This window comes from Streptomyces sparsogenes (assembly GCF_001704635.1).
Classification (GTDB): Bacteria; Actinomycetota; Actinomycetes; order Streptomycetales; family Streptomycetaceae; genus Streptomyces; species Streptomyces sparsogenes.
Genome location: NZ_MAXF01000084.1, coordinates 1 through 21,753, shown reverse-complemented (window position 1 = coordinate 21,753; position 21,753 = coordinate 1). Strand labels below are relative to the sequence as shown.

General features: G+C 67.6%; 36 protein-coding genes. 2 read left to right on the top strand and 34 right to left on the bottom strand.

The features are described from left to right. Positions 1 to 70: 70 nt before the first annotated feature. From BBH68_RS16300 to rpsJ, 30 genes are all read right to left on the bottom strand, one after another. On the bottom strand, positions 71 to 1,093 hold the full coding sequence (locus BBH68_RS16300) for a DNA-directed RNA polymerase subunit alpha (RefSeq protein WP_065963030.1): 1,023 nt from the start codon (positions 1,091 to 1,093) through the stop codon (positions 71 to 73). A gap of 136 nt (positions 1,094 to 1,229) precedes the next feature. Beyond that, positions 1,230 to 1,856, bottom strand: a complete 627-nt coding sequence (gene rpsD, locus BBH68_RS16295) for a 30S ribosomal protein S4 (protein WP_065963028.1) — start codon at positions 1,854 to 1,856, stop codon at positions 1,230 to 1,232. Positions 1,857 to 1,884: 28 nt separating this feature from the next. Then, the gene (gene rpsK, locus BBH68_RS16290) at positions 1,885 to 2,289 is read right to left on the bottom strand and encodes a 30S ribosomal protein S11 (protein WP_009715860.1); all 405 of its coding nucleotides are present in this window, start codon (positions 2,287 to 2,289) and stop codon (positions 1,885 to 1,887) included. Between the two features lie 66 nt (positions 2,290 to 2,355). Then, positions 2,356 to 2,736 (bottom strand): 30S ribosomal protein S13, encoded by a 381-nt coding sequence (gene rpsM / locus BBH68_RS16285; protein WP_060945198.1) that lies wholly within the window; start codon positions 2,734 to 2,736, stop codon positions 2,356 to 2,358. A gap of 194 nt (positions 2,737 to 2,930) precedes the next feature. After that, positions 2,931 to 3,044: a 50S ribosomal protein L36 gene (gene rpmJ / locus BBH68_RS16280; RefSeq protein ID WP_003956441.1), complete on the bottom strand. Its 114-nt coding sequence runs from the start codon at positions 3,042 to 3,044 to the stop codon at positions 2,931 to 2,933. A gap of 29 nt (positions 3,045 to 3,073) precedes the next feature. After that, positions 3,074 to 3,295: a translation initiation factor IF-1 gene (infA, locus tag BBH68_RS16275; protein WP_003956442.1), complete on the bottom strand. Its 222-nt coding sequence runs from the start codon at positions 3,293 to 3,295 to the stop codon at positions 3,074 to 3,076. 185 nt (positions 3,296 to 3,480) lie between these two features. Further along, positions 3,481 to 4,317: a type I methionyl aminopeptidase gene (gene map, locus BBH68_RS16270; RefSeq protein WP_065963026.1), complete on the bottom strand. Its 837-nt coding sequence runs from the start codon at positions 4,315 to 4,317 to the stop codon at positions 3,481 to 3,483. A gap of 132 nt (positions 4,318 to 4,449) precedes the next feature. Beyond that, the gene (locus BBH68_RS16265; protein WP_065963023.1) at positions 4,450 to 5,106 is read right to left on the bottom strand and encodes an adenylate kinase; all 657 of its coding nucleotides are present in this window, start codon (positions 5,104 to 5,106) and stop codon (positions 4,450 to 4,452) included. Further along, positions 5,106 to 6,419 carry a preprotein translocase subunit SecY gene (gene secY / locus BBH68_RS16260; RefSeq protein ID WP_065963021.1) on the bottom strand — a complete coding sequence of 438 codons (1,314 nt, stop codon included), beginning with the start codon at positions 6,417 to 6,419 and terminating at the stop codon, positions 5,106 to 5,108. Before secY ends, BBH68_RS16265 begins: the two co-directional genes overlap by 1 nt. A gap of 205 nt (positions 6,420 to 6,624) precedes the next feature. Further along, positions 6,625 to 7,080 (bottom strand): 50S ribosomal protein L15, encoded by a 456-nt coding sequence (gene rplO, locus BBH68_RS16255; RefSeq protein ID WP_065963019.1) that lies wholly within the window; start codon positions 7,078 to 7,080, stop codon positions 6,625 to 6,627. A gap of 1 nt (position 7,081) precedes the next feature. Next, positions 7,082 to 7,264: a 50S ribosomal protein L30 gene (rpmD, locus tag BBH68_RS16250; RefSeq protein WP_065963017.1), complete on the bottom strand. Its 183-nt coding sequence runs from the start codon at positions 7,262 to 7,264 to the stop codon at positions 7,082 to 7,084. Positions 7,265 to 7,266: 2 nt separating this feature from the next. Continuing rightward, entirely contained in the window at positions 7,267 to 7,872 is a 606-nt protein-coding gene (gene rpsE / locus BBH68_RS16245) for a 30S ribosomal protein S5 (protein ID WP_030835127.1), read from the bottom strand. A 46-nt stretch (positions 7,873 to 7,918) separates the two neighbouring features. Next, complete coding sequence (rplR, locus tag BBH68_RS16240; RefSeq protein WP_065963014.1) at positions 7,919 to 8,302, bottom strand: 50S ribosomal protein L18; 384 nt, start codon at positions 8,300 to 8,302, stop codon at positions 7,919 to 7,921. A 3-nt stretch (positions 8,303 to 8,305) separates the two neighbouring features. Next, positions 8,306 to 8,845 (bottom strand): 50S ribosomal protein L6, encoded by a 540-nt coding sequence (gene rplF, locus BBH68_RS16235; RefSeq protein ID WP_065963012.1) that lies wholly within the window; start codon positions 8,843 to 8,845, stop codon positions 8,306 to 8,308. Positions 8,846 to 8,866: 21 nt separating this feature from the next. Then, a complete protein-coding gene (rpsH, locus tag BBH68_RS16230; RefSeq protein WP_065963010.1) occupies positions 8,867 to 9,265 on the bottom strand; it encodes a 30S ribosomal protein S8 in 399 nt (132 codons plus the stop codon). Positions 9,266 to 9,476: 211 nt separating this feature from the next. Further along, positions 9,477 to 9,662, bottom strand: a complete 186-nt coding sequence (locus BBH68_RS16225; protein WP_003948630.1) for a type Z 30S ribosomal protein S14 — start codon at positions 9,660 to 9,662, stop codon at positions 9,477 to 9,479. Positions 9,663 to 9,664: 2 nt separating this feature from the next. Continuing rightward, complete coding sequence (gene rplE, locus BBH68_RS16220; RefSeq protein ID WP_065963009.1) at positions 9,665 to 10,225, bottom strand: 50S ribosomal protein L5; 561 nt, start codon at positions 10,223 to 10,225, stop codon at positions 9,665 to 9,667. Then, positions 10,225 to 10,548: a 50S ribosomal protein L24 gene (gene rplX, locus BBH68_RS16215; protein WP_065963007.1), complete on the bottom strand. Its 324-nt coding sequence runs from the start codon at positions 10,546 to 10,548 to the stop codon at positions 10,225 to 10,227. Before rplX ends, rplE begins: the two co-directional genes overlap by 1 nt. A gap of 3 nt (positions 10,549 to 10,551) precedes the next feature. After that, positions 10,552 to 10,920, bottom strand: coding sequence for a 50S ribosomal protein L14 (rplN, locus tag BBH68_RS16210; RefSeq protein WP_003998823.1), 369 nt, complete (start codon positions 10,918 to 10,920; stop codon positions 10,552 to 10,554). A 95-nt stretch (positions 10,921 to 11,015) separates the two neighbouring features. Beyond that, the gene (gene rpsQ, locus BBH68_RS16205; RefSeq protein ID WP_065963004.1) at positions 11,016 to 11,300 is read right to left on the bottom strand and encodes a 30S ribosomal protein S17; all 285 of its coding nucleotides are present in this window, start codon (positions 11,298 to 11,300) and stop codon (positions 11,016 to 11,018) included. Then, a complete protein-coding gene (gene rpmC, locus BBH68_RS16200; protein WP_065963002.1) occupies positions 11,300 to 11,524 on the bottom strand; it encodes a 50S ribosomal protein L29 in 225 nt (74 codons plus the stop codon). Before rpmC ends, rpsQ begins: the two co-directional genes overlap by 1 nt. Then, entirely contained in the window at positions 11,524 to 11,943 is a 420-nt protein-coding gene (gene rplP / locus BBH68_RS16195; protein ID WP_065963000.1) for a 50S ribosomal protein L16, read from the bottom strand. Before rplP ends, rpmC begins: the two co-directional genes overlap by 1 nt. A gap of 5 nt (positions 11,944 to 11,948) precedes the next feature. Then, positions 11,949 to 12,779, bottom strand: coding sequence for a 30S ribosomal protein S3 (gene rpsC / locus BBH68_RS16190; RefSeq protein WP_065962998.1), 831 nt, complete (start codon positions 12,777 to 12,779; stop codon positions 11,949 to 11,951). After that, positions 12,779 to 13,126, bottom strand: coding sequence for a 50S ribosomal protein L22 (gene rplV / locus BBH68_RS16185; protein ID WP_030835105.1), 348 nt, complete (start codon positions 13,124 to 13,126; stop codon positions 12,779 to 12,781). Before rplV ends, rpsC begins: the two co-directional genes overlap by 1 nt. 46 nt (positions 13,127 to 13,172) lie before the next feature. Next, positions 13,173 to 13,454, bottom strand: coding sequence for a 30S ribosomal protein S19 (rpsS, locus tag BBH68_RS16180; protein ID WP_014178772.1), 282 nt, complete (start codon positions 13,452 to 13,454; stop codon positions 13,173 to 13,175). Between the two features lie 12 nt (positions 13,455 to 13,466). After that, positions 13,467 to 14,303, bottom strand: coding sequence for a 50S ribosomal protein L2 (rplB, locus tag BBH68_RS16175; RefSeq protein WP_065962996.1), 837 nt, complete (start codon positions 14,301 to 14,303; stop codon positions 13,467 to 13,469). Positions 14,304 to 14,350: 47 nt separating this feature from the next. Next, positions 14,351 to 14,677, bottom strand: coding sequence for a 50S ribosomal protein L23 (gene rplW, locus BBH68_RS16170; protein WP_065962994.1), 327 nt, complete (start codon positions 14,675 to 14,677; stop codon positions 14,351 to 14,353). Further along, positions 14,677 to 15,330, bottom strand: a complete 654-nt coding sequence (rplD, locus tag BBH68_RS16165; RefSeq protein WP_065962992.1) for a 50S ribosomal protein L4 — start codon at positions 15,328 to 15,330, stop codon at positions 14,677 to 14,679. Before rplD ends, rplW begins: the two co-directional genes overlap by 1 nt. 8 nt (positions 15,331 to 15,338) lie before the next feature. Next, the gene (gene rplC, locus BBH68_RS16160) at positions 15,339 to 15,983 is read right to left on the bottom strand and encodes a 50S ribosomal protein L3 (protein WP_065963171.1); all 645 of its coding nucleotides are present in this window, start codon (positions 15,981 to 15,983) and stop codon (positions 15,339 to 15,341) included. Positions 15,984 to 15,996: 13 nt separating this feature from the next. Next, the gene (gene rpsJ / locus BBH68_RS16155) at positions 15,997 to 16,305 is read right to left on the bottom strand and encodes a 30S ribosomal protein S10 (protein ID WP_003948644.1); all 309 of its coding nucleotides are present in this window, start codon (positions 16,303 to 16,305) and stop codon (positions 15,997 to 15,999) included. Between the two features lie 575 nt (positions 16,306 to 16,880). Here rpsJ and BBH68_RS16150 point away from each other — a divergent pair. After that, a complete protein-coding gene (locus BBH68_RS16150; RefSeq protein ID WP_065962990.1) occupies positions 16,881 to 17,636 on the top strand; it encodes a DUF3152 domain-containing protein in 756 nt (251 codons plus the stop codon). Positions 17,637 to 17,639: 3 nt separating this feature from the next. Here BBH68_RS16150 and BBH68_RS16145 read toward each other — a convergent pair whose 3' ends face one another. Together BBH68_RS16145 and BBH68_RS16140 are read right to left on the bottom strand one after the other, a co-directional pair. Next, the gene (locus BBH68_RS16145) at positions 17,640 to 18,227 is read right to left on the bottom strand and encodes a Uma2 family endonuclease (protein ID WP_065962988.1); all 588 of its coding nucleotides are present in this window, start codon (positions 18,225 to 18,227) and stop codon (positions 17,640 to 17,642) included. 231 nt (positions 18,228 to 18,458) lie between these two features. Then, the gene (locus BBH68_RS16140) at positions 18,459 to 19,043 is read right to left on the bottom strand and encodes a TetR/AcrR family transcriptional regulator (protein ID WP_065962986.1); all 585 of its coding nucleotides are present in this window, start codon (positions 19,041 to 19,043) and stop codon (positions 18,459 to 18,461) included. A gap of 118 nt (positions 19,044 to 19,161) precedes the next feature. Between BBH68_RS16140 and BBH68_RS16135 the strand changes: the two genes are divergently transcribed. After that, on the top strand, positions 19,162 to 20,049 hold the full coding sequence (locus tag BBH68_RS16135) for an NAD(P)-dependent oxidoreductase (RefSeq protein ID WP_065962984.1): 888 nt from the start codon (positions 19,162 to 19,164) through the stop codon (positions 20,047 to 20,049). A gap of 74 nt (positions 20,050 to 20,123) precedes the next feature. On the opposite strand, the gene BBH68_RS39375 is transcribed toward BBH68_RS16135, so the two are convergent. Both BBH68_RS39375 and BBH68_RS16130 read right to left on the bottom strand, forming a co-directional pair. Further along, positions 20,124 to 20,312 carry a DUF397 domain-containing protein gene (locus tag BBH68_RS39375; RefSeq protein ID WP_076970851.1) on the bottom strand — a complete coding sequence of 63 codons (189 nt, stop codon included), beginning with the start codon at positions 20,310 to 20,312 and terminating at the stop codon, positions 20,124 to 20,126. Further along, positions 20,309 to 21,139: a helix-turn-helix domain-containing protein gene (locus tag BBH68_RS16130; protein ID WP_065962981.1), complete on the bottom strand. Its 831-nt coding sequence runs from the start codon at positions 21,137 to 21,139 to the stop codon at positions 20,309 to 20,311. The genes BBH68_RS39375 and BBH68_RS16130 overlap by 4 nt, the downstream gene beginning before the upstream one ends. Between the last annotated feature and the right edge of the window lie 614 nt (positions 21,140 to 21,753).

Genomic DNA, 21,753 nt, shown 5'->3' with positions numbered 1-21,753 from the left:
GGCAGGAGCGCCCGCCGGAAGTTTCAGTCGAAGCTCAGGGCCCCGAGCGCTCAGCTCGGGGCCCCGCAGCTCAGTACTGCTCGGTCTCGACGAAACCGGCGTCCGCGTCGTCGTCCGCGCCGAAGGCGTCGGCCGCGGCGGTCGGGTCGAACCCGGGCGGGCTGTCCTTGAGGGCCAGGCCCATGCCGGCCAGCTTCGCCTTGACCTCGTCGATCGACTTGGCGCCGAAGTTGCGGATGTCGAGCAGGTCCGCCTCGGACCGGGCGACGAGCTCACCCACGGAGTGGATGCCCTCGCGCTTGAGGCAGTTGTACGAGCGGACGGTGAGCTCGAGCTCCTCGATCGGCAGCGCCAGGTCGGCGGCCAGGGCGGCATCCGTCGGGGACGGGCCCATGTCGATGCCCTCGGCGTCCACGTTCAGCTCACGGGCCAGGCCGAACAGCTCGACCAGGGTCTTACCGGCCGAGGCCATGGCGTCGCGCGGGCGCATGGCCTGCTTGGTCTCGACGTCGACGATCAGCTTGTCGAAGTCGGTGCGCTGCTCGACACGGGTCGCCTCGACCTTGTAGGTGACCTTGAGGACCGGCGAGTAGATGGAGTCGACCGGGATCCGGCCGATCTCCTGGCCGACCTGCTTGTTCTGCACGGCGGAGACATAGCCGCGACCGCGCTCGACGGTCAGCTCCATCTCCAGCTTGCCCTTGCTGTTCAGCGTGGCCAGGACCAGGTCGGGGTTGTGCACCTCGACACCGGCCGGAGGGGCGATGTCGGCGGCGGTGACCAGGCCGGGGCCCTGCTTGCGCAGGTACATCACGACCGGCTCGTCGTGCTCCGAGGAGACGACCAGCTGCTTGATGTTGAGGATGAGGTCGGTGACGTCCTCCTTGACGCCCGGCACGGTGGTGAACTCGTGCAGGACCCCGTCGATCCGGATGCTGGTGACAGCCGCACCGGGGATCGAGGAGAGGAGCGTACGACGCAGGGAGTTGCCGAGGGTGTAGCCGAAGCCCGGCTCCAGCGGCTCGATCACGAACCGGGAGCGGAATTCGTCGACGACCTCTTCGGTCAACGAAGGACGCTGAGCGATCAGCATGGTGTTTCGATCCTTCAGTCGTGGGCGCCCGCTATATGACGCCCTCTGTACTGACGATGGTACGGGCGGCACGGGCCAAACGGCTCGTACCGCCCGTAGCCGGAGCTACTACTGTCCGTAGTACCGCGAGGAGCGGTTACTTCGAGTAGAGCTCGACGATCAGCTGCTCCTGCACCTGGGTGTCGATCACCTGGCGCTCGGGCAGCGAGTGGACGAGGATCCGCATCTGCGACGGAATGGCCTCCAGCCACGCCGGCACGGTGCGCTCGCCGGCCTCGGCCTGAGCCACCTGGAAGGGGGTCAGGGTCCGGGACTTCGAGCGGACCTCGATGATGTCGTTCACGGCGACGCGGGCCGACGGGATGTCGGTCTTCACGCCGTTCACGGTGAAGTGGCCGTGGCGAACCAGCTGCCGGGCGTGGTCACGGGACTTGGCGAAGCCGGCCCGGTAAACCACGTTGTCCAGCCGCGACTCGAGGATGCGAAGGAGGTTCTCACCGGTCTTGCCGGTCTTCCGGTTCGCCTCCGCGTAGTAACCACGGAACTGCTTCTCAAGGACACCGTAGATGCGGGTGGCCTTCTGCTTCTCACGGAGCTGCAGCAGGTACTCGCTGTCCTTGGTGCGCCCGCGACCGTGCTCACCCGGGGGGTAAGGACGGATCTCGATCGGGCACTTTGCGCTCTCGCACTTGCTCCCCTTGAGGAAGAGCTTCTGCTTCTCCCGACGGCAACGCTTGCAGTCGGCCCCGGTGTAACGCGCCATTTTCTGGTTTGTCTCCTACTTCAGCTGGTCAGACGCGCCGACGCTTGGGCGGGCGGCATCCGTTGTGCGGAGTCGGAGTGACGTCCTGGATCGAACCCACCTCCAGGCCGGTGGCCTGGAGCGAGCGGATCGCGGTCTCACGGCCGGAGCCCGGACCCTTGACGAACACGTCGACCTTGCGCATGCCGTGCTCCTGCGCCCGGCGGGCGGCCGACTCGGCGGCCATCTGCGCGGCGAAGGGGGTGGACTTGCGCGAGCCCTTGAAGCCGACGTGGCCGGCCGAGGCCCAAGAGATCACGTTACCGGTCGGGTCGGTGATCGAGACGATGGTGTTGTTGAACGTGCTCTTGATGTGAGCGTGCCCGTGGGCGACGTTCTTCTTCTCCTTGCGGCGCACCTTCTTGGCGCCGGCCGTACGGCTCTTCGGAGGCATTCGGTGTATCTCCCGTGGAGGTGGTCGGTCCTACAGCCGGACCGCTTGAAAAGCGTCCGGTGCGGACTACTTCTTGCCCGGCTTCTTCTTGCCGGCGATGGCGCGACGCGGGCCCTTGCGGGTGCGGGCGTTGGTGCTGGTGCGCTGGCCGTGGACCGGCAGGCCGCGGCGGTGACGCAGACCCTGGTAGCAGCCGATCTCGACCTTGCGGCGGATGTCGGCCTGGATCTCGCGACGGAGGTCACCCTCGGTCTTGATGTTGTTGTCCACGTACTCGCGGATCTTGACCAGGTCCTCCTCGGCCAGGTCGCGAACGCGGGTGTCCGGGTTCACGCCGGTGTTGGCGAGGGTCTGCTGGGCAAGGGTGCGGCCGATGCCGAAGACGTAGGTGAGGGCGACCTCGACGCGCTTGTCGCGCGGGAGGTCAACGCCTGCGAGGCGTGCCATGTATCTGGCTCCAGATGGTTGTCGGAGGTCTTCCGCAGCACCACTCCCGGCCCGCCGCGGGCGGCCTCCGGGTCCCCGGCCTCCGACCGGGGGTGTCGTCCCCGCCGGAGCGGGCACGGGTGACTGCGTATGTACGTATTGACGCGTCGCGCGAAGATACTGCGAGGTGCAGGGTCGTGCGTGCCGGGCAGATGTCAGCCCTGGCGCTGCTTGTGGCGCAGGTTGTCGCAGATGACCATGACCCGGCCGTGGCGGCGGATCACCTTGCACTTGTCGCAGATCTTCTTGACGCTCGGCTTGACCTTCATGGGATGTCAGGTTCTCCGGGTCGTGAGATCTACTTGTAGCGGTAGACGATCCGTCCGCGCGTCAGGTCGTACGGAGACAGCTCCACGACGACCCGGTCATCCGGCAGGATGCGGATGTAGTGCATACGCATCTTGCCGCTGATGTGCGCGAGGACCTTGTGACCGTTCTGAAGCTCCACCTTGAACATCGCGTTCGGCAGAGACTCGATCACGGTGCCCTCGATCTCGATGGCGCCTTGCTTCTTGGCCATGTCCTACTTTCGGGATCGGCTACCTTGATCGGTTCGCGACATGCCGAAGGACATGCGTGAGCCGACGTGTCAGTCTACGTCAGCGCATCCAGAAACACGAATCCAGGGCAGCCTGCCCGCATACAGAGATCATTACGCCGGTCGGTGATCTTACGCGAGGGCGTGTCGGACGTGCGCGGGGAGCGTCAGGCCAGCGGGTCCGGGGCCGTCTCGATGCCGTACTCGGCCAGCTTGGCCTTTCCGCCGTCGACCGCCGTGAGCACCAGCGGGCCCTCCTCGGTCAGCGCGACCGAGTGCTCCCAGTGGCTGGACCAGGTCCCGTCGTCCGTCTTGACCGTCCAGTCGTCGGACAGCACGTGGGTCTTCGCGGTGCCCAGACTCACCATGGGCTCGATCGCGATGCAGAAGCCCGGCACCAGCCGCGGGCCCTTGCCGCGCTTCTTCGAGACGTAGTTCAGCAGGTGCGGGTCCATGTGCATCTCGCTGCCGATGCCGTGGCCGCCGTAGTCCTCGATGATCCCGTACTTGCCGGAGGCCGGACGCGGCTGGCGCCGGATGTAGCCCTCGATGGCCTTGGAGATGTCGACCAGGCGGTTGCCCTTGCGGACCGCGGCGATGCCGGCCCACATGGACTCCTCGGTCACCCGGCTCAGCTCGTACAGCTCGGGCGCGTGGCCGGTGCCCACGAAGGCGGTGAAGGCGGCGTCGCCGTGCCAGCCGTCCACGATCGCGCCCGCGTCGATCGAGATGATGTCGCCGTCCTTCAGGACGGTCTCGCGGTCCGGGATGCCGTGCACCACGACATCGTTCACCGAGGTGCAGATGGTCGCGGGGAAGCCGCCGTAGCCGAGGAAGTTCGACTTGGCGCCGTGGTCCGCGAGCACCTTGCGGGCGACGTCGTCCAGGTCCTTCGTCGACGCGCCCGGAACGGCCGCCTCGCGCGTCGCCTGGTGGATGGCCGCGACCACCAGTCCCGCCTCACGCATCTTCGCGATCTGCTCGGGGGTCTTTATCTCCACCACTAGGACTACCTTCCCGCGTTTCCGTGGTTGCCACGCGCCGGGGCGCTCTGCTCAACAGTACGGCCGCGACGCCCGACGGGCACCGCGGCCGTGTACCGGATCGTCTCCGGGGGCCTGATCGCCTCCGCGGCCTCAGGCCGCCTTGGCCGCCAGCGCGTCCATGGCCCGCTGGGTGACCTCGGAGACCTTGCCCAGCGCCGGGATCGTCACGACCTGGCCCTTGGCCTTGTAGTAGTCGATGATCGGCTCCGTCTCGCGGTGGTAGACCTCCAGCCGCTTGCGAACGGTCTCCTCGCTGTCGTCCTCGCGCTGGTACAGCTCGCCGCCGCACTCGTCGCACACGCCCTCGGTCTTCGGCGGGGCGCCGGTGACATGGAAGACATGGCTGCTGTCGTTGCGGCAGATGCGCCGCCCGGCGATCCGCCGGACGACCTCGTCCTCGGGGACCTCCAGGTCCAGCACCGCGTCCAGCGCGATCTGGTTGTCCCGGAGGAACCCGTCCAGCGCCTCGGCCTGCGCCAGATTGCGCGGGAAGCCGTCGAGCAGGAAGCCCTGCGCGGCGTCCGGCTGGCGCATCCGGTCTTCGGCCATGCCGATGGTGACCTCGTCCGGGACCAGCTGCCCGGCCCGCATGTACTCCTGCGCCTGTCGGCCGAGCGGCGTGCCCTGGCTGATGTTCGCGCGGAAGAGGTCGCCCGTGGAGATGTGCGGGATCGACAGGTTCTTGGCAAGGTACGCGGCCTGCGTACCCTTGCCAGCCCCAGGAGGCCCGACGAGGACGATTCGCATCAGCGGAGGAACCCTTCGTAGTGTCGCTGCTGAAGCTGGCTCTCGATCTGCTTCACGGTCTCCAGGCCGACACCCACGATGATCAGGATGCTGGTCCCGCCGAACGGGAAGTTCTGATTCGCCTTGAGCGTCACCAGCGCCACCGTGGGCACCAGGGCGATCAGTCCCAGATAGAGCGAGCCGGGCCACGTAATGCGGTTCAGCACGTAGCTCAGATACTCCGCCGTGGGGCGACCGGCCCGGATGCCCGGGATGAACCCACCATACTTCTTCATGTTGTCGGCAACTTCTTCGGGGTTGAAGGAGATGGCCACGTAGAAGAAGGCGAAGAAGACGATGAGCAGGAAGTAGGTGGTGATGTAGTAGGGGTGGTCGCCCCTGACGAAATTGGTCTCGATCCACTGCGCCCAGCCCGCTTTGGAGTTGCTGAACTGAACGATCAGCGCGGGAATGTAGAGCAGGGACGACGCGAAGATGACGGGAATCACACCCGCCTGGTTGACCTTCATCGGAATGTAGGTCGAGGTACCGCCGTACGAGCGACGGCCGATCATCCGCTTGGCGTACTGCACCGGGATCCGGCGCTGGGCCTGCTCGACGAAGACCACCAGCCCGACCATGACCAGGCCACACAGAACGACCAGGCCGAACTCCAGCCAGCCCCCCATGATCTTGCCCTGCTGCTTGATCGTCCACATGGCGCTCGGGAAGCCGGCCGCGATCGAGACGAACATCAGGATCGACATGCCGTTGCCGATGCCGCGGTCCGTCACCAGCTCACCGAGCCACATGATCAGCGCGGTGCCTGCGGTCATCGTGATCACCATCACGACCGTGGTGAAGATCGCGTCGTCCCGGACGATCTGGTTGCCGACCGTGCAGGCCTGGAAGAGCTGGCCGCTGCGGGCCGTGGCCACCAGGCCGGTGCCCTGGAGGATGGCGAGCGCCACGGTCAGGTAGCGGGTGTACTGTGTGATCTTCGCCTGACCCGACTGACCCTCCTTCTTGAGGGCCTCGAGGCGCGGGATCACCACGGTCAGCAGCTGGAGGATGATGCTCGCCGTGATGTACGGCATGATCCCGAGCGCGAAGATGGTGATCTGCAGCAGCGCGCCGCCACTGAACATGTTGACCAGGCCGAAGAGCCCCTGTTGGCCCTTGGCCTGATCGATGCAGGTCTGGACGTTGCGGTAGTCGATGCCCGGGATCGGGATGTGTTGCCCGAGCCGGAAGAGCACGATGATACCCAGCGTGAACAGCAGCTTCTTGCGCAGGTCGGGCGTCTTGAACGCCCGGGCGAACGCGGTGAGCACGGTGCCTCCTGCGCCCCCCGCGTCAGGCGCGAGAGGTGATGGTCTTGGAAATCGACGAATACTTATCAGTCAAGGCCCGCGCGAGCACGGACCGCGCGGAAGGTAACAGCGCACGCCACCTTACCGGCGACCTGGCCCCCCTTGGAACGACCAACCGGGGATGCCCCGTATCTGGGGCATCCCCGGCCAGGTGTGCCACCGAATCTCAGACGAGTTCGGTGACGCTGCCTCCGGCAGCGGTGATCTTCTCCTTGGCGGAGCCGGAGACGGCGTCGACCGTCACCTGGAGCGCCACGGAGACCTCACCGGTACCCAGCACCTTGACGAGCTGGTTCTTGCGAACCGCGCCCTTGGCGACCAGGTCGGCCACCGTGACCTCGCCACCCTGCGGGTAGAGCGCGGCCAGCTTGTCCAGGTTGACGACCTGGTACTCGGTGCGGAACGGGTTCTTGAAGCCCTTGAGCTTCGGGAGCCGCATGTGGAGGGGCATCTGCCCACCCTCGAAGCGCTCCGGCACCTGGTAGCGGGCCTTGGTGCCCTTGGTACCACGACCAGCGGTCTTACCCTTGGACGCCTCACCACGACCGACACGGGTCTTGGCGGTCTTGGCGCCCGGGGCGGGCCGGAGGTTGTGGACCTTCAGCGGGTTGTTCTCCGCCATGTCAGTCGACCTCCTCAACCGTCACGAGGTGCCGCACGGTGTGGGCCATGCCGCGGAACTCGGGGCGGTCCTCCTTGACAACCGTGTCGCCCAGCTTCTTCAGGCCGAGCGAACGCAGGGTGTCGCGGTGGTTCTGCTTGCTGCCGATGTACGACTTCGTCTGCGTGATCTTCAGGCGGGCCATGCTCACACACCCACCCCGGCACGCGCCCGCAGCAGAGCGGCGGGGGCGACGTCCTCGAGCGGCAGACCGCGACGGGCGGCGATCTCCTCGGGGCGCTGCAGGCCCTGGAGAGCGGCCACCGTGGCGTGCACGATGTTGATCGGGTTCGACGAGCCGAGCGACTTGCTGAGCACGTCGTGGATGCCCGCGCACTCCAGCACGGCGCGCACCGGGCCACCGGCGATCACACCGGTACCGGGCGAAGCCGGCTTGAGCAGCACGACACCCGCGGCCTCCTCACCCTGGATCGGGTGCGGGATGGTGCCGGCGATCCGGGGGACCTTGAAGAAGTGCTTCTTGGCCTCCTCCACACCCTTGGCGATGGCGGCCGGCACCTCCTTGGCCTTGCCGTAACCGACACCCACGGTGCCGTCACCGTCGCCCACCACGACCAGCGCGGTGAAGCTGAAGCGACGACCACCCTTCACAACCTTGGCGACGCGGTTGATCGCGACAACGCGCTCGACGTAAGCGGTCTTCTCGGCAGCTGCGCCGCCGTCCCGCCGGTCCTTCCGGTCCCGCCGCTCGCCGCCACCGGCGCCGCCACCGCGGCGCTGGGGTCCAGCCATTGGAATTACCTCTCTCGTTTATGTCCGCTGTGCGTAGGGACCTGGGCTAGAACTTCAGCCCGGCCTCGCGGGCGGCGTCCGCCAGAGCGGCGATACGCCCGGCGTACTGGTTGCCACCGCGGTCGAACACGACGGCCTCGACGCCCGCCGCCTTGGCCCGCTCGGCCACCAGGGCGCCGACCTGCTTGGCCTGCGCGCTCTTGTCACCCTCGCCGCCACGGATGGACGCGTCCAGGGTCGACGCCGAGGCCAGCGTGTGGCCCGCGATGTCGTCGATGACCTGCGCCACCATGTGACGGTTGGAGCGCGTCACCACGAGGCGGGGACGCTCCGGGGTACCGGAGATCCGCTTGCGGACGCGGATGTGACGGCGCTTGACGGCGGCAGCCTTACGGGCGTTGCCCTTGGCGATCTTCACACCGTATGCCATGGCTTACTTACCAGCCTTTCCGACCTTGCGGCGGATGACCTCGCCCGCGTACTTCACGCCCTTGGCCTTGTACGGGTCGGGCTTGCGCAGCTTGCGGATGTTCGCGGCGACCTCGCCGACCTTCTGCTTGTCGATGCCCTCGACGCTCAGCTTGGTCGGGGACTCCACCTTGAAGGTGATGCCCTCGGGGGCCTCGATCAGGATCGGGTGGCTGTAGCCCAGGGAGAACTCCAGGTTGGAGCCCTTGGCCTGGACGCGGTAACCGACACCGCTGATCTCGAGCGCCTTGCTGTAGCCCTGGGTCACGCCGGTGATCATGTTCGCCACCAGCGTGCGGGACAGGCCGTGCAGGGCCTTGTTCTGACGCTCGTCGTTCGGGCGGGTGACAACGAGCGTGTTGTCCTCACCCTTGGCGACCTCGATGGGCGCGGCGACGGTGTGCGAGAGAGAACCCTTGGGGCCCTTCACTGCGACCGTACGGCCATCGATGGTGACGTCCACACCGGCGGGAACCTGGATGGGCAGCCGTCCAATTCGCGACATGGCTCTTCCTCCGTTCCCTGGTTACCAGACGTAGGCGAGGACTTCCCCGCCCACACCCTTCTTGCTGGCCTGCTTGTCGGTGAGGAGCCCGTGCGACGTGGAGATGATCGCCACGCCCAGGCCGCCGAGCACCTTCGGCAGGTTGGTGGACTTTGCGTAGACCCGCAGACCCGGCTTCGAGATCCGCTTGATGCCGGCGATCGAGCGCTCGCGGTTGGGGCCGAACTTCAGCTCGAGGACGAGGTTCTTGCCGACCTCGGCGTCCTCGACCTTCCAGCCGGTGATGTAGCCCTCCTGCTGGAGGATCTCCGCGATGTGCGACTTGATCTTGCTGTGCGGCATGACGACGGAGTCGTGGTACGCCGAGTTCGCGTTTCGCAGACGCGTCAGCATGTCTGCGATCGGATCGGTCATGGTCATGATGGCCTTCGGCCTCTCTCGCCGGGGTTTCCTATCTGCGCCATCCCTCTCACCCGCTCACTGGCGGGCACGGGTGCGGCGCGGGGACCTACGGCGTAGTAAGACGAACGTGGGCAACGGGTGCCCAACCCCACAAGCCTAAGGGATGTGGGGCGGGCATCCCGCCATCCATTTCCTTACCGAGAGCCCTGGTTCATCCCGCTATGGGGAATTACCAGGAGCTCTTGGTCACGCCCGGCAGCTCGCCACGGTGAGCCATCTCACGGAGGCACACGCGGCACAGGCCGAACTTGCGGTACACGGAGTGGGGCCGGCCGCAGCGCTGGCAGCGGGTGTACCCGCGGACGCCGAACTTCGGCTTGCGGGCGGCCTTAGCGATCAGAGCCTTCTTCGCCACGGTCAGTTCTCCTTGAACGGGAAGCCGAGGTGACGAAGCAGGGCGCGGCCCTCCTCGTCGTTGGACGCCGTGGTCACCACGGTGATGTCCATGCCCCGCACCCGGTCGATCTTGTCCTGGTCGATCTCGTGGAACATGACCTGCTCCGTGAGACCGAAGGTGTAGTTGCCCCGGCCGTCGAACTGCTTGGGCGACAGACCACGGAAGTCGCGGATGCGCGGGAGCGCGAGCGACAGCAGGCGGTCCAGGAACTCCCACATGCGGTCACCGCGGAGGGTGACGTGGGCGCCGATCGGCTGGCCCTCGCGCAGCTTGAACTGCGCGATGGACTTACGGGCCTTGGTGACGGCCGGCTTCTGGCCGGTGATCGTGGCGAGGTCGCGGATGGCGCCCTCGATCAGCTTGGAGTCGCGGGCGGCGTCGCCCACACCCATGTTGACCACGATCTTGGTCAGACCCGGGATCTGCATGACGTTCTCGTACGAGAACTGGTCCTTCAGCTTGCCCTGGATCTCTTCGCGGTAGCGCAGCTTGAGGCGCGGTGCAGTGGTGGTGGCAGTCATCAGATGTCCTCACCGGTCCGCTTGGCAACGCGGATCTTGTTGCCCTCGTCGTCGAAGCGGTATCCGACGCGGGTGACGACCTTCTTGCCGTCCTTCTCCACCACGAGCTGCACGTTGCTCACGTGGATCGGGGCCTCGGTCGTCACGATGCCGCCGGTCTTCGAGCCACGAGCGGTCTGGCCGGCCTTGGTGTGCTTCTTGACCCGGTTGACACCCTCGACCAGGACGCGGTCCTCGCGCGGGAAGGCCTGGATGACCTTGCCCTGCTTGCCCTTGTCCTTGCCGGTGATGACCTGAACCAGGTCGCCCTTCTTGATCTTCATCGGTTACAGCACCTCCGGCGCGAGGGAGATGATCTTCATGAACTTCTTCTCGCGCAGCTCACGGCCCACGGGGCCGAAGATACGGGTGCCGCGGGGGTCGCCATCGTTCTTGAGGATGACGGCCGCGTTTTCGTCGAAGCGGATGTACGAGCCGTCCGGGCGGCGGCGCTCCTTGACGGTGCGCACGATGACCGCCTTGACGACGTCACCCTTCTTCACGTTGCCACCGGGGATCGCGTCCTTCACGGTGGCGACGATGACGTCACCGATGCCCGCGTAGCGGCGACCGGAACCACCGAGAACACGGATGCAAAGGATTTCCTTCGCCCCCGTGTTGTCGGCGACGCGCAGTCGCGACTCCTGCTGGATCACGTCTATCTCCTGATCGTCTGCCGGTTCCCGGCAGGGGCCCTGGGGCCCCTGCCGAGCCTGGCGGAACTGGCCTGAGGGCTGCTGCCCTCAGGGGGTTACTTGGCCTTCTCGAGGATCTCGACGACGCGCCAGCGCTTGGTCGCGGACAGCGGCCGGGTCTCCATGAGGAGGACGCGGTCGCCGACACCCGCGGCGTTCTGCTCGTCGTGCGCCTTGAGCTTGTTCGTACGGCGGATGACCTTGCCGTACAGGGCGTGCTTGACGCGGTCCTCGACGGCGACGACGACGGTCTTGTCCATCTTGTCGCTGACGACCAGACCCTCACGGGTCTTGCGGAAGCCGCGCTGCTCGTTCGTTTCAGTCACATTCGTCTCGCTCATCAGGCGCTCTCCACCGTCTCGATGCCCAGCTCGCGCTCGCGCATCAGGGTGTAGATCCGGGCGATGTCCTTGCGGACGGCCTTCAGCCGGCCGTGGTTCTCAAGCTGCCCGGTCGCCGCCTGGAAGCGGAGGTTGAACAGCTCTTCCTTGGCCTCACGGAGCTTGGCAACGAGGTCCTCGTTGTTCAGCTCACGCAGCTCGGACGCCTTGGTACCGGCCGCCATCACGACTCACCTGCCTCGCGCCGCACGATCCGGCACTTCATCGGGAGCTTGTGAGCAGCGCGGGTGAGCGCCTCACGCGCAATCTTCTCGTTCGGGTAGGACAGCTCGAACATCACCCGACCGGGCTTGACGTTCGCGATCCACCACTCCGGCGAGCCCTTACCGGAACCCATGCGGGTCTCGGCCGGCTTCTTCGTCAGCGGACGGTCCGGGTAGATGTTGATCCAGACCTTGCCGCCACGCTTGATGTGGCGGGTCATCGCGATACGCGCGGCCTCGATCTGACGGTTGGTGACGTACGCCGGGGTGACGGCCTGGATGCCGTACTCGCCGAACGCCAGCTCGGTACCGCCCTTGGCCATACCCGACCGCTTCGGGTGGTGCTGCTTGCGGTGCTTGACCCTGCGAGGGATCAGCATGTCGGTCAGGCCTCCGTTCCGGTGCTCTCAGCAGCCGGAGCAGCAGCGGCGGCCTCGGCCTTGGGGGCCTCGGCAGCGGCGTTCTGCTGCTGCGGCTTACGGCCGCGGCCACCGCGCTCGCCACCACGGCGCTGCGGGCGGTCGCTGCCGCCACCGCGCGACGGGCGGTTGCCGGCGCGGGCGGCGGCGTTCTCGGCGCGGACCTCGGCGATGTTCTTGACGTCGCCCTTGTAGATCCACACCTTCACGCCGATGCGGCCGAAGGTCGTACGGGCCTCGAAGAAGCCGTAGTCGACGTTCGCGCGGAGCGTGTGCAGGGGCACGCGGCCCTCGCGGTAGAACTCCGAGCGGGACATCTCGGCGCCGCCGAGACGGCCACCGCACTGGATCTTGATGCCCTTGGCGCCGGCCTTCATCGAGCTCTGCATCGACTTGCGCATCGCACGACGGAAGGAGACGCGGGAGGACAGCTGCTCGGCGACGGCCTGGGCCACCAGCTGAGCGTCCACCTCGGGGTTCTTGACCTCGAGGATGTTCAGCTGCACCTGCTTGCCGGTCAGCTTCTCCAGCTCGCCGCGGATACGGTCGGCCTCCGCGCCGCGGCGGCCGATGACGATGCCCGGCCGGGCGGTGTGGATGTCGACGCGGACGCGGTCACGGGTGCGCTCGATCTCCACCTTGGAGATGCCGGCGCGCTCCATGCCCTTCGTCATCATCCGGCGGATGGCGACGTCTTCCTTGACGTAGTCCTTGTACAGCTTGTCGGCGTACCAGCGGGACTTGAAGTCCGTGGTGATGCCGAGCCGGAACCCATGCGGGTTAACCTTCTGGCCCATTACCGGGTTCCTTCCTTGCTGCTGACGACCACGGTGATGTGGCTGGTCCGCTTGCGGATCCGGTAGGCGCGGCCCTGGGCGCGCGGACGGAACCGCTTCAGGGTCGGGCCCTCGTCGACGTAGGCCTCGGAGATGTAGAGACTGTCGGCGTCGGTGTGGTCGTAGTTGTGCGCGGCGTTGGCGATGGCGCTGTCCAGCACCTTGCCGACCGGCACGCTCGCGGCCTGCGGAGCGAATCGCAGGACCGCCTGAGCCTCCGTGGCACTCATGCCACGGATGAGGTCCACCACGCGGCGGGCCTTCATGGGCGTGACGCGGATGTACCGCGCCTGGGCCCTGGCTTCCATGGTTGTCCCTTCGGTGTCTGTCTGAGTCATTCGCTTGTTCCGCTGATCAGCGACGACGCGACTTGCGGTCGTCCTTCTCATGGCCGCGGAAGGTGCGGGTCGGCGCGAACTCGCCGAGCTTGTGGCCGACCATCGACTCGGTGACGAACACCGGGACGTGCTTGCGGCCGTCGTGCACCGCGATCGTGTGGCCGAGCATGGCCGGGACGATCATCGAGCGGCGGGACCAGGTCTTGATGACGTTCTTGGTGCCGGCTTCGTTCTGGACATCCACCTTCTTGATCAGGTGGTCGTCGACGAAGGGCCCCTTCTTGAGACTGCGCGGCATCTAAACCCGCTCCTAGCGCTTCTTGTTCGTCTTGCGGCGGCGGACGATGTACTTGTTGCTGGCCTTCTTCGGCGAGCGAGTACGGCCCTCCTTCTGGCCCCACGGCGAAACCGGGTGGCGACCACCGGAGGTCTTGCCCTCACCACCACCGTGCGGGTGGTCGACCGGGTTCATCACGACACCACGCACGGTCGGGCGGACGCCCTTCCAGCGCATACGGCCGGCCTTGCCCCAGTTGATGTTCGACTGCTCGGCGTTGCCGACCTCGCCGACGGTGGCGCGGCAGCGGATGTCGACCAGGCGGACCTCACCGGAGGGCATGCGCAGGTGCGCGAAGGAGCCCTCCTTGGCCAGCAGCTGCACGGAGGCACCCGCGGAGCGGGCGAACTTCGCGCCGCCGCCGGGCCGCAGCTCGATGGCGTGGATCGTGGTACCGACCGGGATGTTGCGCAGCGCCAGGTTGTTGCCCGGCTTGATGTCGGCCCCGGGGCCGTTCTCGACCCGGTCGCCCTGCGACAGGCCGCGCGGCGCGATGATGTAGCGCTTCTCGCCGTCGGCGTAGTGCAGCAGCGCGATGCGCGCGGTGCGGTTGGGGTCGTACTCGATGTGTGCGACCTTCGCCGGGACGCCGTCCTTGTCGTGACGGCGGAAGTCGATCACGCGGTACGCACGCTTGTGACCGCCACCCTGGTGGCGGACCGTGATGCGGCCGGCGTTGTTACGACCACCCTTGCTGTGCAGCGGGCGGACCAGCGACTTCTCCGGCGTGGACCGCGTGATCTCGACGAAGTCGGCGACGCTGGAGCCACGACGGCCCGGGGTCGTCGGCTTGTACTTGCGGATACCCATTTCTCAGTCCTCGGAAGATTCCGGACTTCTGGACGCTCCGATCCCCGTTAGGAGACCGGGCCGCCGAAGATGTCGATTCGGTCGCCCTCGGCGAGGGTCACGATGGCGCGCTTGGTGTCCTTGCGCTTGCCGAAACCGGTGCGGGTGCGCTTGCGCTTGCCCTGCCGGTTGATCGTGTTGACCCCGGTGACCTTGACCGAGAAGACCGCCTCGACGGCCTGCTTGATCTGGGTCTTGTTGGCGCCGGGCGCGACGATGAACGTGTACTTGTTCTCGTCGAGCAGCGCGTAGCTCTTCTCGGACACGACCGGCTTGACGAGAACGTCGCGGGGGTCCGTGAAGGTCTTGCTGGTGACAGCGGTCGCCTCACTCATCAGGCGGCGCTCCCTTCGGTCTTCTCAGCGGCCTTGGGACCAGCCACGAAGGACTCGAAGGCGGCCTTGGTGAAGACCACGTCGTCGGAGACGAGCACGTCGTACGTGTTCAGCTGGCCCGGCTCCAGGATGTGCACCTGGGGCAGGTTGCGGGCGGACAGCCACGCGGCCTCGTCGGTCCGCTCGGCGACCAGGAGCAGGTTCTTCCGCTCGCTGATCTTGCCGAACAGGCTCTTGGCGGCCTTGGTGGAGATCTCGCCCTCGACCACGCCGGTCACGACGTGGATGCGGCTGTGGCGCGCCCGGTCCGAGAGGGCACCGCGCAGCGCGGCGGCCTTCATCTTCTTCGGGGTGCGCTGGCTGTAGTCGCGCGGCACGGGGCCGTGCACGACGCCACCGCCGGCGAACTGCGGAGCGCGGGTCGAGCCCTGACGGGCGCGGCCGGTGCCCTTCTGGCGGTACGGCTTCTTGCCACCGCCGCGGACCTCGCCACGGGTCTTCGTCTTGTGCGTGCCCTGACGGGCAGCGGCCAGCTGGGCGACGACGACCTGGTGGATCAGCGGAACGCTGACCTGCGCGTCGAAGATCTCCGCGGGGAGCTCGACGGTCCCGGCCTTGTCGCCTGCCGGCGAAAGGATGTCAATGGTGCTCATCGGTTACCTCAGGCCCCCTTGGCCGCGGTACGGACCAGGACGAGGCCGCCGTTCGGACCAGGAACCGCTCCCTTGATCAGGAGCAGACCCTTCTCCGCGTCAACGGCGTGGACGGTCAGGTTCTGGGTGGTGACCCGCTCGTTGCCCATGCGGCCGGCCATGCGCAGGCCCTTGAACACGCGGCCCGGGGTGGCGCAGCCACCGATCGAGCCCGGCGAGCGGTGCTTGCGCTGGGTGCCGTGGCCGGCGCCGAGGCCGCCGAAGCCGTGGCGCTTCATGACACCGGCGGTGCCCTTGCCCTTGCTGGTGCCGGTCACGTCGACCTTCACACCGGACTCGAACACCTCGGCCGTGACCTCCTGGCCGAGCGTGTACTCGGAGGCGTCGGCGGTGCGCAGCTCCACCAGGTGGCGCCGCGGGGTCACGTCGGCCTTGGCGAAGTGGCCCTTGAGGGGCTTGTTCACCTTGCGCGGGTCGATCTCGCCGAAGGCGATCTGGACGGCGTCGTAGCCGTCCGAGTCAGCGGTACGGACCTGGGTGACGACACAGGGGCCGGCCTTGACGACGGTGACCGGGACGACGCGGTTGTTCTCGTCCCACACCTGCGTCATGCCGAGCTTCTCGCCCAGGACGCCCTTGATCTGCTTAGCCATCTCGCGCGTCACCTCAGAGCTTGATCTCGATGTCGACGCCCGCCGGCAGGTCGAGACGCATCAGGGAGTCGACGGTCTTCGGCGTGGGGTCGAGGATGTCGATGAGGCGCTTGTGCGTACGCATCTCGAAGTGCTCGCGCGAGTCCTTGTACTTGTGCGGCGACTTGATGACGCAGTACACGTTCTTCTCTGTGGGCAGCGGCACCGGGCCCGCGACCGACGCACCAGTGCGGGTCACCGTCTCGACGATCTTCTTCGCCGAGGAGTCGATGACCTCGTGGTCGTAGGCCTTGAGCCGGATGCGGATCTTCTGTCCCGCCATGGCTACTTCGTAGTCCTGTCTCTCGTAACGCTCCGGAACCCGGTCGGCTCACGCCCCTCCCCGCCTCACCTCCGACCCACGCGGTCGGGCGTGTCGCGCCCCTTCCGGCAAGACTCCGCAGGAAGATTCCCTTGTGGAAGGGGGTTGTGGGGGAAGAACACCCACCGGGTGCCTGGCCGGGGCCCCGCTGACGCTTCCCGGAAGATTCCCGTACTTCCGCCCCTGATGAGGGGCGACGAGTACTGTGGGACTCGCTTCCGGTCCTCCCGGCGGGAGGCGCGCAGCATCGGCACTCAACCGAGCAACCCGGACAGTCTGCCACACGGGGCCTGCCGGATGCCAATCAGGAAGCGGGGAAGCGTACCCCTTGCGGGGGGTTCTTCAAACTCGCCGCGCTCACGACAGCCGCGGAGCGGCGCGTGACGGTGTGCGGCGAATCAAAGCGGACCGGACGGCGGCACCGGATGTGACCCCGGCCACAGCGGTGCCAGGAGCCAACCCCCGCCCCTCCCCCCACGTCTTTCTCCGGGGGAACGAGGGAACGACGACGCATCCACACTCCGGGGGCCACAGACATGTTCACGCGGTCCGGCACCTCCCCCGCGCAGGCCCCCGAGCGGACCACCGGCCCGTCCGACCCGCCACCGCGGCGGGGCACCCGCCTGCGGACCGTCGTGGTAGCGCTGGCCGCCGGTACGGCCCTGATCGCCGGGCTCGTGTTCGCGGCCCGGACCGTCTTACGCGACGACGACGGCGACGGCGCGGCCCGCCCGTCGGGCGGCGTCTTCGTCACCGCGAAGTCCTCCGGCAAGGTGATCGGCGAGGGGAGCCGTCCGCGGCGGTTCGAGGTGCAGGTGGAGAAGGGCACCGGTGTCGACCCGGAGCGCGCCGCGGCCGAGATCTCGGCGGTCCTCGCCGACAAACGCGGCTGGACCCGGGACCGCCGCCACTCCTTCCGGCTGGTGTCCGACGGCCCCTCCGACTTCCAGGTGAAGATCGCCACCCCGGCCACGGTCGACGAGATCTGCGGCAAGGCGGGCCTGGACACCCACGGCGAGGTCAACTGCGACGCGGGCACTCAGATCATGGTCAACCTCAAGCGCTGGAACACCGGCTCCCCGGAGTTCTCCGGCCCCATCAGCGGCTACCGAGCCCTGATCATCAACCATGAGGTCGGCCACCGCATCGGCCACGGCCACGAGGCCTGCCCGGGGAAGGGGAAGCGGGCGCCGGTGATGATGCAGCAGATATACGGGCTGAAGGGCTGTGTCGCGAACGAGTGGCCGTACGACGCGAAGGGCCGGTACATCGGGGGCCCGGCGGTGCCGTAGCGACTACAGGTGGTCGATCTCGGTCAGGTCGATGTCGATGGTGAAGGGGACGGTCAGCTTCAGCCGCTCGTGATGGATGCCGGTGATCGCGTAGGACTTGGTCACGGGGTCCAGCTCGTAGGTGCGCACCGTGGGATGCTGCCTCTCCCCCGCCATCTCGACCAGCCAGAAGTGTGGAATACCGGCGGCGGCGTACTTGCGGGGTTTGGCATCGCGGTCGCGCTCCTCGGAGTCCGGCGAGACGACCTCTACGGCGAGCACGACGTCGGCTGCCTCGTACCGGGTCTGCTCGCGGCTCCGCACCGCTTCCGCGCGCAGCACCAAGAGATCCGGTTCCGGGGCGTTACGGGGCCCCAGCACGACGGTCATCTCCCGGCGCACCCGGAACTGCTCCGGGACGGTCCTGCGCAGTCCGGCTTCCAGCAGATACATCGCCAGAGTGTGGAAATCCCGCTGCGGGCTCACGAAGACCAAGCTCCCGTCGATCAACTCAGTGTGCGGCGGGAGGTCGGGCAGATTGAAGAGATCGTCCACGGTGTAGCCGTCCGGCGGCGGCACGGGCCAAGTGGTGTGCTGCGGTTCGGCGGTCATGATTCCTCCCATGGACGAGATCTTCGACCGTGTACCCACGGTAGCGCCCCCGTTCGCGACAATGCCGCACATACGGAGGAAACGCATCGCAGCAGGTTGACGGCTGCCCGACCGGCGGGCAACGCATAGGCTCGACGTTCGTGATCACCGCCCCCTGGCCCTCCCACCCGCTCCGCGTCGCCGCCGCCCAGGCGTGTCCCGCGCCGGGCGATCCGGCCCGGCCATGCCTCGCTAGCGGGACGGCGAGACGCCGTACGAGCGCACCAGGCGGGCCAGTTGCCGGCCCGCCGCCAGCAGGGGTTCCTCGCTGCGGACGACCTGCGCCGTGACCTCCGCGCCCTCCAGGGCGCCGACGATGGTGGTCGCCAGCTCCCGCGCGTCCTGAGCCTGGAAGCCGCAGCGCAGCAGCTTGTCCACGACCAGCCGCTCCCAGCCGCGCAGCGCGTCCGCGCACGCCCGCTGGATCTCCGACTCGGTGCCGAGCGTCTCCAGGGCCGCCGCCGTGACGGGACATCCATCGATCCAGCCCGACTCGCGCAGCTCCGTGGCGAGCCGCCGGGCGCAGGCCTCGATCGCCTCCGCCGGGTCCTCCGCGCTGTCCAGCGCCTCGCCGAGCAGCGTCGCGAACTCCCGGTCGCTGTGGGCGATCGCCGCGACGGCCACGGCCTCCTTGCCGCCGGGGAAGAAGTGGTAGACGGAGCCGAGCGTGGCCTGCGCCTCCTTGGCGATCTGCTTGATCCCCGTGCCGACGTAGCCCTGCCGCTGCAGGAGGCGTGCCGCCGCGACGACGATCCGGTCCCGGGTGCTGGTCTGCATGCGATCACCGTACCGGGCGACTGAGTAGAGCGTTCGTTCTAGAGCGTGATACGTTGCCGCCCACCCTCTGAGTAGAACGTTCTTTTTAGTGAGAGATCGAGGTCTCGACATGAGCAACATGAGCAGTGACAACCAGCGGCAGTCGGTCACCGTCATCGGACTCGGCCCGATGGGCCAGGCGATGACCACGGCCTTCCTGGACCGGGGGTATGAGGTCACCCTGTGGAACCGCACCCCGTCCCGCGCGGACGCCCTGGTGGCCCGGGGCGCGACGCTCGCGCCGAGCGTCGCGGAGGCGCTCGCGGCGGGCGAGGTGGTGATCCTCAGCCTGACCGACTACGCGGCCATGTACGACGTGCTCGGCCCGGCGGAGACCGCGCTGACCGGCCGTGTCCTGGTCAACCTCAGCTCCGACACCCCCGAGCGGGCCCGCGCCGCCGCCCGCTGGGCGTCCGACCGGGGCGCCGTCCACCTCACCGGCGGCATCACCGTGCCGCCGTCCGGCGTCGGGCAGCCCGAATCGCTCACCTTCTACAGCGGCCCGCGCGAGGCGTTCGAGGAGCACCGGAACGCACTGGAAGTCGTGACCGGCCGCACCGACTACCGGGGCGAGGACCCGGGGCTGGCCGCGCTCTTCTACCAGCTCGGCATGGTCATGTTCTGGACCTCGATGCTCAGCTACTGGCAGGCGATCGTCCTCGCCCAGGCCAACGGCCTGGCGGCGGCCGACATCCTGCGGCACGCCACGGACACGGCGAACTCGCTCCCCGGCTTCTTCGCCTTCTACGCCGAGCGCATCGACGCGGGCCACCACGCCGGCGACGTGGACCGGCTGGCGATGGGCATGGCCAGCGTCGACCACGTCCTGCACACCAACGCGGACTCGGGCGTCGACACCACCCTCCCGGCCGCCGTCGCGAACCTCTTCCGACGCGGGATGGAGGCGGGCCACGCGGCGGACAGCTTCTCCAGCCTGCTGGAGGTCATGCAGAAGGCCGAGGCGTAGCGCCACCCCGCCCCCGGCGGGAGCCCCGGGCCCGCCGGGGCTCCCGTTGAAAGAGAACGCTCAGCAGCGTGCGATCAGCGCGCCGACGCGTAGGACAGGAAGCGGCTCCAGGCGTCCGGAGTGAACGCGAGCGCGGGGCCTTGCGGAGCGGTCTTGGAGTCGCGGACGTGGATGGTGCCAGGGGTGGTGGCGACCTCGACGCATGAGGGGCCATCGGCTGTGCTGTAACTGCTCTTTATCCAATCAGAAGGCTTGAGGGTCATGTCTCTCCCAGCACTTTCTCGATGAAGGCCAGGGACTCCCGTGGCGTGAGGGCCTGCGCCCGGATAGCCCCGTAACGGATGTCAAGGATCTGGGCCGCTTTGGGTTCGGCGATCAAGCTGCTGATGAGTTGGATTTCGTTCAGCCCGACCGTCGCCCCTTCCTTGAGTCTGAGCAGCCGGAACGAACCGTCGACACCGGCGTTCTCCTCACGGTTCAGCGGCAGGACCTGGAGGTCCACATTCCGCAACTGTCCGATCTCCAACAGTCGTTCGAGCTGCCGTCGCAACACCATTCTGCCCCCGAGCGGGCGACGCAACGTCGACTCGCACTGCACGAAATTGAAGAGCGGCCGCGCTGTCGTGGCGTCGATGATCTCCTGGCGGGCCATGCGCGCCGCCACCCGGCGCTCCAGCTCATCCTCGGTGAACGCCGGGCGTCGGTCGCCGAAGACCGCACGCGCGTACTCCTCGGTCTGCAACAACCCATCGATGACCGAGTTGTTGTAGGAGCCCAGCTCGACCGCCTCGGCCTCCAACTTCTTTACGTCCCGCACCTTCTTCGGATACCGCGCCTCCGCGACGTCCTTCTTCATCGCGGCGATCTTGCCGCCCGCCCCCAACACCTTGTCCGCGTTGTCGAGGAACTCCGGCCGGGGAATCCGCCGCGCCCGCTCGACGGCCGAGACCAGCTCCTCCCCATAACCGATCGCGGCCCCCAACTCCGCCTGCTTCAGCCCCGCAGCCTCCCGCCACAACTTGATCTGACGGCCGACGGCCCGCATGACGGCCCCGCTGTCGTCTTCTTCCAGCCCGTGGTCCTCACTCATGTCTGCCCCACCTTCGACGATCACCACGCGTGTCCGCGTCGTTACGTTTCAGCCTAGGCGCGCCTGACCACACCGAATGACAGAAGCCCACAGTTCACCCGAACAGAGACTTCCGTTTCCACTCCCACCCCCGCCGTCCCCGAGGGCCGGAAAGACGGGCCCCGGTGTCCCGTGCGACCCGGCCTCGGGCAGTCAAAGACAAAGAACCCCTGGAAAGAACCCACCCAACCCAACCAAACCTCACCCCCGTCACCCGCGCGGGTGATTCCGCCCCACCGGGCTGGCGCTGGGGCGGTTCGGCGGGGCAGGCTCGGGCTCGACAACCCCAGACATGCGACGGCCCCCGGCCGGGACTCGCACTCCCGATCGAGGGCCTGACCACCGAGGAAGAGGCAACTTCCCGATGGCTGAGCAGCAGCTTAGCGCGCACCCGCGCGCCCGTTCCGTCGTTCGCCCAACCGCAGGCGGAGTCACCCAGATGCGTGACTACCAGCCCAGGCGGTACACGATCATCGGCGACCACCTCACCCAGCACCGCGACCTCTCCCTGACCGCGATCGGACTCGGCGCGCACATCCAGTCGCTGCCCGACGGCGCGGCTGTGCCGGACGCTG

Excerpts from the sequence above, each read along its gene's own strand:
- BBH68_RS16150 (WP_065962990.1), top strand. The coding sequence starts at position 16,881 with ATGTTCACGCGGTCCGGCACCTCCCCCGCGCAGGCCCCCGAGCGGACC.
- rplV (WP_030835105.1), bottom strand. The coding sequence starts at position 13,126 with ATGGAAGCCAGGGCCCAGGCGCGGTACATCCGCGTCACGCCCATGAAG.
- rplO (WP_065963019.1), bottom strand. The coding sequence starts at position 7,080 with ATGGCGGAGAACAACCCGCTGAAGGTCCACAACCTCCGGCCCGCCCCG.
- BBH68_RS16135 (WP_065962984.1), top strand. The coding sequence starts at position 19,162 with ATGAGCAGTGACAACCAGCGGCAGTCGGTCACCGTCATCGGACTCGGC.
- BBH68_RS16130 (WP_065962981.1), bottom strand. The coding sequence starts at position 21,139 with ATGAGTGAGGACCACGGGCTGGAAGAAGACGACAGCGGGGCCGTCATG.
- rplW (WP_065962994.1), bottom strand. The coding sequence starts at position 14,677 with ATGAGTGAGGCGACCGCTGTCACCAGCAAGACCTTCACGGACCCCCGC.
- rpsK (WP_009715860.1), bottom strand. The coding sequence starts at position 2,289 with ATGCCTCCGAAGAGCCGTACGGCCGGCGCCAAGAAGGTGCGCCGCAAG.
- rplX (WP_065963007.1), bottom strand. The coding sequence starts at position 10,548 with ATGAAGATCAAGAAGGGCGACCTGGTTCAGGTCATCACCGGCAAGGAC.
- rpmC (WP_065963002.1), bottom strand. The coding sequence starts at position 11,524 with ATGGCGGCCGGTACCAAGGCGTCCGAGCTGCGTGAGCTGAACAACGAG.
- rpsH (WP_065963010.1), bottom strand. The coding sequence starts at position 9,265 with ATGACCATGACCGATCCGATCGCAGACATGCTGACGCGTCTGCGAAAC.
- rplD (WP_065962992.1), bottom strand. The coding sequence starts at position 15,330 with ATGAGCACCATTGACATCCTTTCGCCGGCAGGCGACAAGGCCGGGACC.
- BBH68_RS39375 (WP_076970851.1), bottom strand. The coding sequence starts at position 20,312 with ATGACCCTCAAGCCTTCTGATTGGATAAAGAGCAGTTACAGCACAGCC.
- infA (WP_003956442.1), bottom strand. The coding sequence starts at position 3,295 with ATGGCCAAGAAGCAAGGCGCCATCGAGATCGAGGGCACCGTGATCGAG.
- rpmD (WP_065963017.1), bottom strand. The coding sequence starts at position 7,264 with ATGGCCCGCCTGAAGATCACGCAGACGAAGTCGTACATCGGCAGCAAG.
- rplR (WP_065963014.1), bottom strand. The coding sequence starts at position 8,302 with ATGGCATACGGTGTGAAGATCGCCAAGGGCAACGCCCGTAAGGCTGCC.
- rpsQ (WP_065963004.1), bottom strand. The coding sequence starts at position 11,300 with ATGAGCGAGACGAATGTGACTGAAACGAACGAGCAGCGCGGCTTCCGC.
- rpsS (WP_014178772.1), bottom strand. The coding sequence starts at position 13,454 with ATGCCGCGCAGTCTCAAGAAGGGGCCCTTCGTCGACGACCACCTGATC.
- BBH68_RS16140 (WP_065962986.1), bottom strand. The coding sequence starts at position 19,043 with ATGCAGACCAGCACCCGGGACCGGATCGTCGTCGCGGCGGCACGCCTC.
- rpsE (WP_030835127.1), bottom strand. The coding sequence starts at position 7,872 with ATGGCTGGACCCCAGCGCCGCGGTGGCGGCGCCGGTGGCGGCGAGCGG.
- rplF (WP_065963012.1), bottom strand. The coding sequence starts at position 8,845 with ATGTCGCGAATTGGACGGCTGCCCATCCAGGTTCCCGCCGGTGTGGAC.
- rpsM (WP_060945198.1), bottom strand. The coding sequence starts at position 2,736 with ATGGCACGCCTCGCAGGCGTTGACCTCCCGCGCGACAAGCGCGTCGAG.
- BBH68_RS16300 (WP_065963030.1), bottom strand. The coding sequence starts at position 1,093 with ATGCTGATCGCTCAGCGTCCTTCGTTGACCGAAGAGGTCGTCGACGAA.
- rplE (WP_065963009.1), bottom strand. The coding sequence starts at position 10,225 with ATGACTGCCACCACCACTGCACCGCGCCTCAAGCTGCGCTACCGCGAA.
- BBH68_RS16145 (WP_065962988.1), bottom strand. The coding sequence starts at position 18,227 with ATGACCGCCGAACCGCAGCACACCACTTGGCCCGTGCCGCCGCCGGAC.
- rplP (WP_065963000.1), bottom strand. The coding sequence starts at position 11,943 with ATGCTGATCCCTCGCAGGGTCAAGCACCGCAAGCAGCACCACCCGAAG.
- rpmJ (WP_003956441.1), bottom strand. The coding sequence starts at position 3,044 with ATGAAGGTCAAGCCGAGCGTCAAGAAGATCTGCGACAAGTGCAAGGTG.
- rpsD (WP_065963028.1), bottom strand. The coding sequence starts at position 1,856 with ATGGCGCGTTACACCGGGGCCGACTGCAAGCGTTGCCGTCGGGAGAAG.
- rpsJ (WP_003948644.1), bottom strand. The coding sequence starts at position 16,305 with ATGGCGGGACAGAAGATCCGCATCCGGCTCAAGGCCTACGACCACGAG.
- rpsC (WP_065962998.1), bottom strand. The coding sequence starts at position 12,779 with ATGGGCCAGAAGGTTAACCCGCATGGGTTCCGGCTCGGCATCACCACG.
- rplB (WP_065962996.1), bottom strand. The coding sequence starts at position 14,303 with ATGGGTATCCGCAAGTACAAGCCGACGACCCCGGGCCGTCGTGGCTCC.
- rplC (WP_065963171.1), bottom strand. The coding sequence starts at position 15,983 with ATGGCTAAGCAGATCAAGGGCGTCCTGGGCGAGAAGCTCGGCATGACG.
- BBH68_RS16265 (WP_065963023.1), bottom strand. The coding sequence starts at position 5,106 with ATGCGAATCGTCCTCGTCGGGCCTCCTGGGGCTGGCAAGGGTACGCAG.